Source organism: Bacillus sp. EB106-04-04-XG123 (assembly GCF_058791855.1).
Window position 1 is genome coordinate 469,187 of sequence record NZ_JBYTDZ010000001.1, and the last position, 12,908, is coordinate 482,094.

13 protein-coding genes are annotated in these 12,908 nt (G+C 40.9%); 4 read left to right on the forward strand and 9 right to left on the reverse strand.

The window, feature by feature from the left end; all coding sequences use genetic code 11:
• Positions 1-72 precede the first annotated feature (72 nt).
• The 3 genes from pdhB to AC3WTB_RS02370 form a co-directional block, all read right to left on the reverse strand.
• Positions 73-1,050 (reverse strand): pyruvate dehydrogenase complex E1 component subunit beta, encoded by a 978-nt coding sequence (gene pdhB, locus AC3WTB_RS02360; RefSeq protein WP_039178226.1) that lies wholly within the window; start codon positions 1,048-1,050, stop codon positions 73-75.
• 3 nt (positions 1,051-1,053) lie between these two features.
• Complete coding sequence (pdhA, locus tag AC3WTB_RS02365; RefSeq protein ID WP_039178223.1) at positions 1,054-2,169, reverse strand: pyruvate dehydrogenase (acetyl-transferring) E1 component subunit alpha; 1,116 nt, start codon at positions 2,167-2,169, stop codon at positions 1,054-1,056.
• 409 nt (positions 2,170-2,578) lie between these two features.
• On the reverse strand, positions 2,579-3,247 hold the full coding sequence (locus AC3WTB_RS02370; protein ID WP_059377015.1) for a YkyA family protein: 669 nt from the start codon (positions 3,245-3,247) through the stop codon (positions 2,579-2,581).
• A 232-nt stretch (positions 3,248-3,479) separates the two neighbouring features.
• On the opposite strand from AC3WTB_RS02370, the gene AC3WTB_RS02375 reads away from it, so the two are divergent.
• Both AC3WTB_RS02375 and def read left to right on the forward strand, forming a co-directional pair.
• Positions 3,480-3,659: a YjcZ family sporulation protein gene (locus AC3WTB_RS02375; protein WP_026050085.1), complete on the forward strand. Its 180-nt coding sequence runs from the start codon at positions 3,480-3,482 to the stop codon at positions 3,657-3,659.
• A 111-nt stretch (positions 3,660-3,770) separates the two neighbouring features.
• Positions 3,771-4,328 carry a peptide deformylase gene (gene def, locus AC3WTB_RS02380; RefSeq protein WP_024424751.1) on the forward strand — a complete coding sequence of 186 codons (558 nt, stop codon included), beginning with the start codon at positions 3,771-3,773 and terminating at the stop codon, positions 4,326-4,328.
• Positions 4,329-4,365: 37 nt separating this feature from the next.
• Here the strand turns inward: def and AC3WTB_RS02385 are convergent, their stop codons facing one another.
• Positions 4,366-5,145, reverse strand: a complete 780-nt coding sequence (locus tag AC3WTB_RS02385; protein ID WP_492333257.1) for a Cof-type HAD-IIB family hydrolase — start codon at positions 5,143-5,145, stop codon at positions 4,366-4,368.
• A 398-nt stretch (positions 5,146-5,543) separates the two neighbouring features.
• Between AC3WTB_RS02385 and AC3WTB_RS02390 the strand changes: the two genes are divergently transcribed.
• Together AC3WTB_RS02390 and rnjA are read left to right on the forward strand one after the other, a co-directional pair.
• Positions 5,544-5,753 carry a DNA-dependent RNA polymerase subunit epsilon gene (locus AC3WTB_RS02390; RefSeq protein WP_008345114.1) on the forward strand — a complete coding sequence of 70 codons (210 nt, stop codon included), beginning with the start codon at positions 5,544-5,546 and terminating at the stop codon, positions 5,751-5,753.
• A 5-nt stretch (positions 5,754-5,758) separates the two neighbouring features.
• A complete protein-coding gene (gene rnjA / locus AC3WTB_RS02395) occupies positions 5,759-7,426 on the forward strand; it encodes a ribonuclease J1 (protein ID WP_012009818.1) in 1,668 nt (555 codons plus the stop codon).
• 92 nt (positions 7,427-7,518) lie between these two features.
• Here rnjA and ade read toward each other — a convergent pair whose 3' ends face one another.
• From ade to abhA, 5 genes are all read right to left on the reverse strand, one after another.
• On the reverse strand, positions 7,519-9,249 hold the full coding sequence (gene ade / locus AC3WTB_RS02400; protein WP_144464733.1) for an adenine deaminase: 1,731 nt from the start codon (positions 9,247-9,249) through the stop codon (positions 7,519-7,521).
• Between the two features lie 263 nt (positions 9,250-9,512).
• Entirely contained in the window at positions 9,513-10,181 is a 669-nt protein-coding gene (locus tag AC3WTB_RS02405) for a potassium channel family protein (RefSeq protein WP_008345123.1), read from the reverse strand.
• 37 nt (positions 10,182-10,218) lie between these two features.
• Positions 10,219-11,055 (reverse strand): gamma-glutamylcyclotransferase family protein, encoded by an 837-nt coding sequence (locus AC3WTB_RS02410; RefSeq protein WP_492333258.1) that lies wholly within the window; start codon positions 11,053-11,055, stop codon positions 10,219-10,221.
• Between the two features lie 4 nt (positions 11,056-11,059).
• Positions 11,060-12,370 carry an ATP-binding protein gene (locus tag AC3WTB_RS02415; RefSeq protein WP_106025219.1) on the reverse strand — a complete coding sequence of 437 codons (1,311 nt, stop codon included), beginning with the start codon at positions 12,368-12,370 and terminating at the stop codon, positions 11,060-11,062.
• A gap of 146 nt (positions 12,371-12,516) precedes the next feature.
• On the reverse strand, positions 12,517-12,795 hold the full coding sequence (abhA, locus tag AC3WTB_RS02420) for a transcriptional regulator AbhA (RefSeq protein ID WP_017359400.1): 279 nt from the start codon (positions 12,793-12,795) through the stop codon (positions 12,517-12,519).
• Positions 12,796-12,908 lie beyond the last annotated feature (113 nt).

The window sequence follows — 12,908 nt, forward strand, 5'->3', positions numbered from 1 at the left end:
TGTGTATGTTTACACGGTCATGTAATTGATAAAGGGGAAGAGAAATAAATTCTTTTCCCCTCTGTCATTTAATTAAAATTCAAGAACTTTTTTCGCTGTTTCAAGTACATCTTTATGGTTTGGAAGCCATACGCTCTCAGCTTGAGAGAAAGCAAATACAGTATCAGGTGCAGCTACACGAAGTACTGGTGCTTCCAGGCTAAGGATCGCTCTGTCATTGATTTCAGCTACTACGTTTGCAGCAATACCAGCTTGTTTTTGTGCTTCTTGAACAACGATCGCACGGCCTGTTTTTTCAACAGAAGCGATGATTGTTTCAATATCAAGCGGGCTTACTGTGCGAAGGTCGATAACTTCAGCAGAAACGCCTTCTTTTTCTAGCTCTTCAGCAGCTTTTAGTGATTCGTGAACCATTGCACCGTAAGTGATGATTGAAAGGTCAGTACCTTCACGTTTCACGTCAGCTTTACCGATTTCAATTGTGTACTCTTCTTCAGGAACTTCCTGACGGAAAGAACGATAAAGTTTCATATGCTCAAGGAACACTACAGGATCGTTGTCACGAATTGCAGAAATTAAAAGTCCTTTTGCATCATAAGGTGTTGAAGGAATGACAACCTTGATACCAGGCTGTTGTGCGATAAGACCTTCTAAGCTGTCAGCGTGAAGCTCAGGTGTGTGAACTCCTCCACCGAATGGAGAACGGATTGTCACTGGAGAATGCCAGCGTCCGCCAGAACGGTAACGCATACGAGCCATTTGTCCAGAAACAGAATCTAATACTTCGTAAACGAATCCGAAGAATTGAATTTCCATTACTGGGCGGAATTCTTGTAGTCCAAGGCCAATTGCAAGACCGCCAATACCAGATTCAGCAAGTGGAGTATCGAATACACGATCCTCACCAAACTCTTTTTGCAATCCTTCAGTCGCACGGAATACGCCGCCGTTTTTACCAACGTCTTCTCCGAAAACGAGAACGTTTTCGTCATTTTTCAGTTCTGTGCGTAACGCATCAGTGATCGCTTGAATCATTGTCATTTGCGCCATGGCTTACTTCGACTCCTTCTGTTTATAAATTTCAAGCTGTTCAACTAAGTTGAATGGTTTCACATCGTACATGTTTTCAATCAAGTCAGTGACTTTTTGCTTAGGCTGTTCGTCAGCTTCTTTGATCGCTTGTTTGATTTGTTCTTTTGCATCTTCGATCACTTTATTCTCTTCTTCTTCAGACCATAGGCCTTTGTTTTCCAAGAATTTGCGGTAGCGTACCAATGGATCTTTTTGCTCCCACTCGTTTTCATCTTCTTTTGTACGATATCTTGTTGGATCGTCACCAGCCATTGTATGTGGGCCGTAACGGAATGTAAGAGTTTCGATTAATGTTGGACCTTCACCATTTACAGCGCGCTCACGAGCTTCAGCAGTTGCTGCATAAACAGCTAATGCATCCATACCGTCAACTTGTACGCCTACGATACCAGCTGCAGCTGCTTTTTGTGCAATTGTTTGTGCAGCAGACTGCTTTTCAACAGGTGTAGAGATCGCATATCTGTTGTTTTGGACAACAAAAATCGCTGGCGCTTTGTAAGCCCCTGCAAAGTTAATACCTTCGTAGAAATCACCTTGTGAAGCTCCACCGTCACCAGTGTAAGTGATTGCAACAGCTTTTTTACCGCGCTTTTTCAAACCAAGAGCTACACCAGCAGCTTGAATGATTTGTGCACCGATAATGATTTGCGGTGAAAGTGCATTCACATCATCAGGCATTTGGTTACCAACAAAGTGTCCGCGAGAGAACAAGAATGCTTTTGTTAGCGGAAGACCATGCCAGATTAATTGTGGTACATCACGATATCCTGGAAGAATGAAATCTTCTTTCTCAAGTGCAAAGTGAGTTGCAAGCTGAGAAGCCTCTTGTCCAGCTGTTGGCGCATAGAAGCCAAGACGTCCTTGACGGTTCAATGAAATTGAACGTTGATCTAATACACGTGTAAACACCATACGGCGCATTAATTCTTTTAATTGGTCATCTGAAAGATCCGGCATTGCCGCTTCGTTTACGACTTCGCCTTTTTCGTTTAAAATTTGAAACGTTTCAAACTGCTTTTTGATGGCATCAAATTGCTTTTTGCTATCAACAATTGCTTTTTTTGTTTTTGCAGCCATTCTAAAGTCACCTCTTCCTTTCTTTTAACAGTCCATTTGTCGTGAATCCATTTATACATACAGATATAGGATAACCCAAAATACTCATATGACTCCTGTATATAATAGCCACTAAGATCGTTGTCGAAACATAGGTTGACCACTCTTTTTTGAGTCCTTCTAACTGTATTAACGATAGTTCACAAAAAACTAATACAACTTCTGTTAACAAGGAATAGTTTACAACAAGAAAAATAGTCCGTCAATTGATTTAACGGCTTTATTTAAATAAATGTATTCGCTTTACTTTTTATGGTGAACTGTATCAATCTGTTTAACAAACAACCTAATCTGTACTAGTATAGAGTGTACTACTGTACTACAATAGAAAATGTTTGTTTTTGTCGAAAAATAAAAAAAGAGCTGTTTTTCAGCTCTTTTTTGACTCTTGTTCTGCTGCTTTATACAAAGCCTTTTTATGATCATTCAATTGATCTGTATATCGATTGAACTTCTTACTTTCTTTTCTGACTTTGCTATATGAACGATTGACGGTCTTCAGCTTAGACTTCAGCTCTTCATATCCTAGATCCTTTTTCTTTAAAGATTGATACAAATGCTGATCTTGTTTCAGCGCCTTTTGATACTCCTTGTATAGCTGATCATATGATGCATATCGTTTCTCGATCGATTTGACTGTTTGATCTGCTTTCTCTTTTAACTCGGCATCTTGCAATCGTGCGGCAGATTCCTTTACCGTATTCAATTCTTTTTTCGATTCATCCATGCTGTCTTTTTCTGTTTTTAAATGTTCTTCTCGTTTCGCTGCCGATGCTAATGCCTGATCAGAAAGGCTTGACACTGTTTTTGTATGGTCCTTTGTTGTTTGAATCATTTTTGTATACAGCTTCTGCTCTTTTTTCTCATAGCTTTGCAGTGTACCTTGCTCTTTTTCGAAGGAAGCTTCTTTTTCACTCATTTTCGTCATCGCATCCTGCATGTCATTGAATGGATTTTGACCTCCGCATCCTGTCAGCAAAAGGGTACATATCCCCGCTAAAGCAGCACCTGCTTTCATGCTTCTTTTCATCTGTCTCATCACAAGGTCCCCCTTTACATCTCCACATACCACTATAATTTTTATAGGCGTTTGTGACAAGGAAAGAGATAAATCTGATGAGACGGAGAAGATTTTTTCAAGCAATAGGCTCATGACTATACAAATAGTGCATTCATACATAGTTTATATTACACGCTTCGCCTTCACTTATGAAAGGCCGAGTGTATTTCCAAAGGAGGTCAAAAGTATGTCTAATTATAGTCATGGAAGTATGTATGGTGGATACGGCGGTTACGGGTATGGATACGGCGGCGGCTGTTGTTACCCAAGTTATGGCGGTGGATACGGATGCGGATACGGCGGCGGACGTACATTCGCTTTAATCGTTGTGCTTTTCATCCTATTAATCATCGTTGGCGCAGCATTCTTAGGCGGCGGTGGCTGCTGCTAAGGCTGTTTAAGCCTCTGACCGGTCTCAAAGGACCGGTCTTCTTTATTTCATTGCATATGTTGTGTATCATTTTATATACTTTACATACAAAGGAAATAGGAGTGAAGTTTTGTGATTACCATGGATGATATCGTAAGGGACGGACATCCCGTCTTAAGACAAACAGCTGAAGCGGTCGAGCTCCCGCCGACAGAGGAGGAAAAACAGCAATTAGCTGACATGATCGAATTCGTCAAAAACAGTCAGGATGCTGATATTGCTGAAAAATACGGACTAAGACCCGGCGTTGGATTAGCTGCTCCGCAGATCAATATTAGTAAACGGATGATCGCAGTTCACTGTGAGGATGAAGACGGAGAAGAATACAGCTATGCTCTGTTCAACCCGCGCATTGTCAGTCATTCAGTTAAAAGAGCTTATTTAGCTACTGGTGAAGGCTGCTTATCAGTTGATGAAGCCATCCCTGGATTTGTTCCTCGATATCAAAAAATCAGGGTCAAGGCCACAACGCTTGAAGGAGAGGACATTGATATTCGTCTAAAAGGATTCCCTGCTATTGTCTTTCAGCATGAAATTGACCATTTAAATGGCATTATGTTTTATGATCATATTCAAAAGGATCAGCCATTCGCTGAGCCAGAAAACTCTGTTGCGATCGGCAGATCATAACATAAAAAGAAGACCCCACATCTAAGGGTCTTCTTTTTTATTCTTCCATAAGGCCAAGATGGGTCACTGCATGGAATATGCCGTCCTCATCTACTGGCTTTGTCACAAAATCAGCCAATGCTTTCAGTTCACTCACAGCATTTCCCATCGCAACGCCTGTTCCAGCAAACGAAATCATTTCTCTATCGTTCAGTCCGTCTCCAAAGGCAATGGTATCCTTTTGATCGTAAGGAAGTCTTTCGATGACTCGTTTGATTCCTTCAGCTTTTGATCCGCCTTTTGGCAGAACATCTGTTGACAGCTCATGCCATCTGACAAGGTCAATCTCATTGTAGAATGCCTTATATTGCTCTTCCTCTTCTGCCTTACAAAATAACAGCATTTGAAAAATGTCGTTTTCTTTAAAGAAAGACAAATCGTGCTCAGGATGCTCTGTTTTTAAAGTACCGATTCCTTCATGGATAAACGGATGGTTCGGCACAGACGCCTTCATCGTTTCTTCTCCCATAAAAACAAGCGGATGATCATGACGATCCGCTGTCTCATAAATCCGCTCCATCAGCTCCTGATTCAGCGGATTACCGTAAATAACATCTCCCTCATACATGACATACTGACCGTTATAAGCAATGAATGAGTCAAGCCCTAATTCTTCTAAAATGGGCTGAATCAGAAAAGGAGAACGCCCAGATGCAATAAAGAGATGATGACCTTTTTCTTTTAATAAATGAACCGCTCGCTTCGTTGACTCAGGTATATTTTTATCATGGTCATATAAAGTACCGTCGATATCAAAGAAGATGACTTTTTTATTCATATCTCGCCCTCCTGTCCTTTGTTATGTATACACACTCCCTTTCATCATACAGAAAGATTTCCGCTTTCGAAACCAAATCCTTTTGAAAACGCCTATTTTCCCACATATATCCATGTAACATTCATTGGAAACATCATATAATACAAGTATATAGAGAGAGCGGAATACGCTGTTTAAGCTTACTTTAAACCGAAAGGAGGCGGCCTGTGATGCTTCGTCGTCTGCGCAAGAAAATTCGAAGACAATGGAAGGACATGCTTCGTAAAAAATCGATTGCTTAAAGGGATCTTTCGCACATTTGCCGAAGGTCCTTTTTTCTCAGAGACTTTTCTTATGCGCGTTTTTTTAATATAATAGAATAAGCGAGTGTAACATACGGTATTTAAGGAGAGATTTGGATGATATATAAGGTATTTTTTCAGGCAAGTACTACTGAGGTACCTGTAAGAGAACACACAGATTCACTATACGTTGAAGCGGTTTCTGAAAGAGACGTACGCGATAAGTTGAAAAAACATAACTACAACATTGAATTCATTCAGCCTGTAGACGGTGCTTTTTTAGACTATGAACGAGAAAGTGAAAATTTTAAAGTATTGGAGCTATGAGAGGAATGAAATTTGTTAAAAACGATCAGGCGGCAGTTTTTGCACTCGGCGGTTTAGGCGAGATCGGTAAAAACACGTATGGCGTTCAATTTCAAGATGAAATCATTTTAATTGATGCTGGTATTAAGTTTCCTGAAGATGAGCTTCTTGGAATTGACTACGTCATCCCTGACTATACGTACTTAGTTAAAAACGAAGATAAAATCAAAGGTCTTTTCATCACTCACGGACATGAAGACCACATCGGCGGTATCCCTTACCTTCTCAAGCAAGTGAATATTCCAGTTTACGGCGGCAAACTCGCAATCGGCCTACTTCGTAATAAATTGGAAGAGCATGGTCTCTTGAGACAAACAAAACTTCACATTTTTGAAGAAGAAGATACCATTAAATTTAGAAAAACAGCTGTGTCTTTCTTTAGAACGACACACAGCATTCCAGATTCTTATGGAATTGTCGTCAAGACACCTCCTGGTAACATCGTACATACAGGTGATTTCAAGTTTGACTTTACTCCTGTTGGTGAGCCTGCCAATTTAACCAAAATGGCTGAGATCGGAAAAGAAGGCGTACTTTGTCTTTTATCTGATAGTACAAACAGTGAAATCCCAGAATTTACGATGTCTGAAAGACGCGTAGGTGAAAGCATTGATGACATCTTTAGAAAAGTCGACGGACGAATCATCTTTGCCACGTTTGCTTCAAACATTCACAGACTTCAGCAAGTGATTGAGTCTGCTGTTGCCAACGGCAGAAAAGTCGCTGTATTTGGACGCAGTATGGAGTCTGCTATTGATATTGGACAAGATCTTGGCTATATTAAATGTCCAAAAAACACGTTTATCGAACATAATGAAATCAACCGCCTTCCAGCAAACAAAGTAACCATTCTTTGTACTGGTAGCCAGGGTGAACCGATGGCAGCTCTTTCTCGTATTGCGAACGGTACTCACCGCCAGATTTCGATTAACCCTGGAGACACTGTTGTCTTCTCATCTTCACCAATCCCAGGTAACAATATTAGCGTAAGCCGCACCATTAACCAGCTTTATCGTGCAGGCGCTGAGGTCATTCATGGCTCGCTTAATAATATTCATACATCTGGTCACGGCGGACAAGAAGAACAAAAACTGATGCTCCGTTTAATTAAACCAAAATTCTTTATGCCGATTCACGGTGAATACCGCATGCAAAAAACGCATATCAAGCTTGCGAATGACTGCGGCATCCCTGAGGAAAACTGCTTTATCATGGATAACGGTGAAGTTCTTGCACTGAAAGGTGACGAAGCAAGTGTCGCTGGCAAAATTCCATCAGGCAACGTGTATATCGATGGAAGCGGTATTGGCGATATCGGAAACATCGTTTTAAGAGACCGCCGCATTCTTTCTGAAGAGGGTCTTGTCATTGTAGTCGTCAGCATGGACATGAAAGAATTCAAAATCTCTGCTGGACCTGATTTGATCTCAAGAGGTTTTGTCTACATGAGAGAATCTGGAGACCTTATCAACGATGCACAGGATTTAATTTCAAAGCATCTTGAAAAAGTAATGGAACGTAAGACAACTCAGTGGTCTGAAATCAAGAACGAAATTACTGACACTCTTGCACCTTTCCTTTATGAAAAAACAAGACGCCGCCCAATGATCTTACCGATTATTATGGAAGTGTAATCACAAAAAAGAGACACAAGCCGCTTGGCTGTGTCTCTTTTTTTCACCATTCATTAAAAAAACCGCATATATACATATGCGGTTTCTCTTTTTTATGATTGAATTGGGAGATGCTGAAAGTTTCTGACATCAAACAAACCCTTTGTCGTCATTTTCACATCAGGAATGACTGGGAGTGCCAAGAAGGACAGCGTCAAAAATGGATTAAAGTCTAAATTAAAGCCTGTTTCTTTTAACGCTTCATGGAGCGCATGAAGGCTTTCATTTACAAGATGTGCCGGCTGATCTGAAAGTAAACCAGATATCGGTAATGGCAGCGTATGAAGAGACTCGCCATTTTTGACAACAGTCAAACCGCCGCCTGCTTCTTTTAACACGTCAATGGCTTTTACGATATCAGCATCATTTGTGCCGACCGCAATTAAATTGTGAGAATCATGCGCAACCGTTGTTGCAATTGCGCCCTTTTCTAATCCAAAGCCGCTGACAACCCCTATCCCCATTTCAGATAAGCCTTGATGGCGTTCGACAAGCACCATTTTTAATACATCTCTTTCTGTATCACTAGTGAATTGTCCGTTCGTTTCTGAAGGAGAGACTTGTTCTAATTTTGTTTCTAGCTGATTCGGAATAATGCGGATCACATTCATTTTTTGATGAGCTGTGATAGGCAGTGCCAGATCTTGCTCTTGAACGTCTATAGTATGAACAGATTGTAATAATGCTGGACTCGGTGCAATTTTTTCGACACTTGGCTTGTACTCTCCATGCTGCGCCACCAATTGTCCTGCAATAAATACGCTGGTGATGTCGACTTGATGAAGATCAGAGACGAGCATAAAATCAGCATCAAAGCCTGGCGCAATGGCTCCCTTTGTTTTGAGGCCAAAACACTCTGCTGCGTTTAAACTTCCCATTTGATACGCTAAAAATGGGTCTAACCCTTCTTTTATAGACATACGTACTTGTTCGTCAATACTTCCCTCCGACATTAAATCATCTAAATGTTTATCATCGGTACAAAAGAAAAAGCGTCTCGCATTCTTTTCATTCACAGCTGGTAAAACGTTTTTCACGTTTTTGGCAACAGAGCCTTCTCTTAGCATGACATACATGCCTCGTTTTACACGTTCAAGGGCTTCGCTGGCTGTTGTTACCTCATGATCTGTTTGGACACTCGCTGTGCGGTAAACGTTTATTAATCGGTCTGTTAAGCCTGCTAGATGGCCATCAATCAGTTTATGTTCGTTTTGTGCATCAAGCAGCTTTTGAAGCATATCTTCTTCTGCCTGCTCTACACCGACGTAATCCATCACCTCAGCAAGACCAAGAACATCTTTCTCTTGATACAAAGGCTTTAAATCTTTCGCTTTTAAGACAGCACCTGATCGTTCAAAACTGACTGCCGGTACGCAGGATGGCAGCATGAAATAAATATTTAAGGCAGCTTTTCTCGCTTCTTCCAGCATAAAACGGATGCCTGAGATCCCTGACACATTGGCAATTTCATGCGGGTCTGTTACGACAGTTGTCACACCGTGCGGGACGACAGCTTTGGAGAATTCAGCAGGGGTCACCATAGAGGACTCGATATGAACGTGGCCATCAATAAAACCGGGTACAAGCATTTGACCTGCTGCATCCAGCTCCTGTTCTCCCTCGTACTCTCCAATCCCTACTATTTGTCCATTTTCAACAGCGACATCAGCGTCTATCCATTCCTGGTTAAACACGTCCATAACCTTCGCATGTTTAATCACTAGGGCTGCTTTTTTTCTCTTTGCAGCTACTTCAATTTGATGTCTGAAAAGCTCCTTATCCAACGACACTGCCTCCTCCAAGTAAACAATATAATGTTTCTTATCGTAAACGAATCTGTTTGCCCAGTCAATGACATTTAGAGAAAATCATCCAGATAAAAAGGCTGATTTTTATTTCTGAATAGTGATAATTGCACGAAAAATATGATGATTGGCTTTTGCTGTTAATGCAGAACAAAATAGCCCTTTTTTAGTGTCTTCTTCTCTCCTCACTGTCCGTCCTGTGTGTACACAACAATATAAAAAAACACCCCGCTCCGGAGTGTTTAATAATCGTTCTGCATTTCTCGTTTTTCAAAGCGTCCAATATCGGCTACTGCCCCGATGACAATGAGAATATCTTCTTTTTGAATCATTTCATCTGCGAGTGGTGAAACAATCACTTCTTTCCCACGCTTTATCGCCACAATATTAATGCCATATCTCGCTCTAATATCGAGATCTAAAAGAGAATGCCCTGCAAGCCTGCTGTTGGCAACGATTTCAATGAGGCTGTACTCATCTGACAGCTCAAGATAATCTAATACGTTGTTGGAGATGATTTTATGTGCAATTCGTCTGCCCATGTCTCGCTCTGGATGAACGATGCGATCAGCCCCAATTTTATTTAGTACCTTTTCGTGATAGTCGTTTTGCGCCTTTACTGTGACCATTTTGACGCCAAGCTCTTTCAGCATAATCGTCGTCAAAATACTGGCCTGAATGTTTTCACCAATCGCAACGATGACATGATCAAAATTACGAATACCGAGATTTTTTAAAACCGATTCGTCTGTCGAATCGCCAATGACCGCATGTGAAGCAATTTTCGCGTATTCGTTCACTCGATCTTCATTCATATCCATGGCCATGACTTCAAGTCCTTCTTCGCTCAGCGCTTTGCAAATACTTCCGCCAAAGCGTCCAAGACCAATGACTGCATATTCCTTTTTCATGTTCAGACTCCTTTTATCTCACTTACCATGCATTTTACTACGGTTTGATTAATGAATCCATATGCGAGCGAATTTTTTTACGGAACGCTTCACTTAAGTAGAGGTCTGCTCCTTTTTCAATTTCACTGCGGTAATGACCTGGTGGAGCAATTTCTTCGCTCTTTTGAAGAACAAGAAAGGTTAAACAGTCCTCATATATTTGATCACCTATTTTGACATCGACAAAAGCTGGACGATATGTGCCCTCATATACGCCTTCTCGTTTGTACAAATATCGAATGGCCTCAAAAGGAACCTCATATAAAACGCCCTCTGTTTCTCCGCCGTCTTCTACCATATCGGCTCTTGACCCATCAGGCCTCACCAATGTAAATCTAGTTGTAAAGCCGTTCAGAGCACCGCCGCCGATGATTTGTTTAAAATAATGATCGACTTCTGCCAGTTTAAATCTTGCATCATCCATACAAGAGCCATAGGCAAAATAATAGAAGGATGCCGGCTTCTGCTGCCATAGTTTATATTCCTTCCAGCAGCCACTCTCGATTTCCTTCAGCGCTGATGCCTTCTGTTTTGGTAAAGTGTATGTAATAGCCGCCACCAGCCCCCGGTCTGTCATGACATCGACCACCTGCTTGTCATACCCTTCCTCAAGTAAATCTATCTTATTCAGCGTGCTTGCGGTTACCTCGTACAATTCTCCATATACTTTGCTTTTTTCTTCTGGAACGCACGCAGGGTATCCTTGACCTGTATCATAGATTTTGCCGCTGATCCAAGCTGATTTAGCTAATGGTCTGCTTTCTTTCATATAAGTCTCGTGGTGTTCTTCATGCTGCAGAAGCGTCCCATATACAAATAAAGCTTTCGCCTTCATGAAATCACGTCCTCTCGCCTTGCTGCTGTCTGCTTTTTTGACACACAGGTAAATAGATATGAAAAGTTGTACCTTTTCCCAGCTCACTGACCACATCCATCCTACCGTGATGATCTTTTAAAATCGTTGCACAGATGGTGAGGCCAAGACCCGTCCCTTCTGTTTTCGTGGAGAAGAAAGGATCATATATTTTCTGAATATCCTCTTCAGACATCCCTTTTCCTTCATCTTGAATGGTAATTTTCCATTCGTTCATCACTTTTTCTGTTGATATGTATATGCTGCCGCCTTCAGGCATTGCCTCAATGGCATTTTTGATTAAATTAATGAACAGCTGCTTCATTTGATTAGCGTCTGCTAAAATAGCGCCGGCATCCTGCTTTTTAAATGGCTGTTTGAGATCAATATTCGAAAGGACTGCATTGGTTTTTAGCAATGTAATGACCTGCTCTAACAGTCCATGAAGCTGAACTTCTTGAAAATGGACCGACTGCGGCTTTGCCAGCACAAGCAGTTCACTTAAAACAAAATCAATCCGTTTAATTTCGGAAAAGATAATGTCAAAATAATCGGTTCTTTCAGGATATTGAGTTTTCATCAGCTGCAAAAAGCCGTTTACTGAGGTCAGCGGATTTCTGACTTCATGGGCGATTCCAGCGGCGATTTGTCCTGCAACGGCCAGCTTTTGCGCCTGCATTTGCAATTGTTGATTTGACCTTTCAAGCTCAAGCTTTGCCAGCTTTTGTTTTGTAATATCTGCAACTGTTCCAATACCTCCAGTAAACTGATGCTCTTCATCAAAGTAGAGCTTATAATGTACGTCTCCCCATACTTTCTTCCCCTCTTTATGAAGAAGCTGGAGCTCGATCCGTCCTGAATCTTTATGCTCTTTGATGACAGATGACAAATGCTGAATAACTCTTTCTTCTTGATCAAAGTACTGATTGTACATCGTACCTAGACATTCATCTATGTCATAGCCGGTCATTTGTTTCCATGCTTGATTTAAGAAAATGATTTTCCCTTTTTCATCTGTTTCAAAGACGATTTCCTGCAAGTTATCTGTAATTCGATTCAGCCGCTCTGTTAGTTCGTGTGCTTCTTTTTCTCTCTTATTTAGATCTGACACAAATAAATTCAAGCGGTCTACATACCCTGAGACAACCCAGATCCCTGCTAACACAACGACTGTAAAGGCTAAATCGAGCGGCCAATTAATTTGATAGCCGCCTAGATAATAAAAGAAATCCCAGCTTATGATTAAGATAAATGCAAGAACAGATAACACGATCCGCACTTGATATGTTTTGTTCAAATGATTCCACCTGCCGCCCTGAGATTCTTTGTCAATTGTACCATTTTCCACTTATTTTTTGAGGGAGATGGGGCATTTTTAAGGAACTTTTTTTTAAAGAAAAATAGCCTGTTCTCAGCACAAAGGAAGAGATCAGGCTATTTCGATTACTGCTGAAGAGCTTCTTGCAGCTCTTTTAACAGCAGTTCTGCGCCTTCAGCGCTTAATGTAATTTGACCATTTCCGTATTCATGGTTCTCTGATGTAATCTCACCAGTCATGAGACAAACGCCCTCTGGTTGATATTTTTTCAAGACGATTTTATCTCCATCTATAAAAAATTCCATACTGTCTTTAATAGCGATATCAAGTGCTCTTCTCAATTCGATTGGCATGACAATACGCCCTAGTTCGTCTACTTTTCTTACGACTCCGATAGATTTCAATTTCGTTCCCTCTTTCTTTCATTAGCTCAAGATCAATCTGTTTTTCACCAATTGATATATCGTAGACGTAAGAGATTCTTAAAAGGTTTCTCCTCTATAAAAATTTTTTTCAT

Excerpts from the sequence above, each read along its gene's own strand:
- pdhB (WP_039178226.1), bottom strand. The coding sequence starts at position 1,050 with ATGGCGCAAATGACAATGATTCAAGCGATCACTGATGCGTTACGCACA.
- pdhA (WP_039178223.1), bottom strand. The coding sequence starts at position 2,169 with ATGGCTGCAAAAACAAAAAAAGCAATTGTTGATAGCAAAAAGCAATTT.
- AC3WTB_RS02370 (WP_059377015.1), bottom strand. The coding sequence starts at position 3,247 with ATGAGACAGATGAAAAGAAGCATGAAAGCAGGTGCTGCTTTAGCGGGG.
- AC3WTB_RS02375 (WP_026050085.1), top strand. The coding sequence starts at position 3,480 with ATGTATGGTGGATACGGCGGTTACGGGTATGGATACGGCGGCGGCTGT.
- AC3WTB_RS02385 (WP_492333257.1), bottom strand. The coding sequence starts at position 5,145 with ATGAATAAAAAAGTCATCTTCTTTGATATCGACGGTACTTTATATGAC.
- AC3WTB_RS02390 (WP_008345114.1), top strand. The coding sequence starts at position 5,544 with ATGATATATAAGGTATTTTTTCAGGCAAGTACTACTGAGGTACCTGTA.
- rnjA (WP_012009818.1), top strand. The coding sequence starts at position 5,759 with ATGAAATTTGTTAAAAACGATCAGGCGGCAGTTTTTGCACTCGGCGGT.
- AC3WTB_RS02405 (WP_008345123.1), bottom strand. The coding sequence starts at position 10,181 with ATGAAAAAGGAATATGCAGTCATTGGTCTTGGACGCTTTGGCGGAAGT.
- AC3WTB_RS02410 (WP_492333258.1), bottom strand. The coding sequence starts at position 11,055 with ATGAAGGCGAAAGCTTTATTTGTATATGGGACGCTTCTGCAGCATGAA.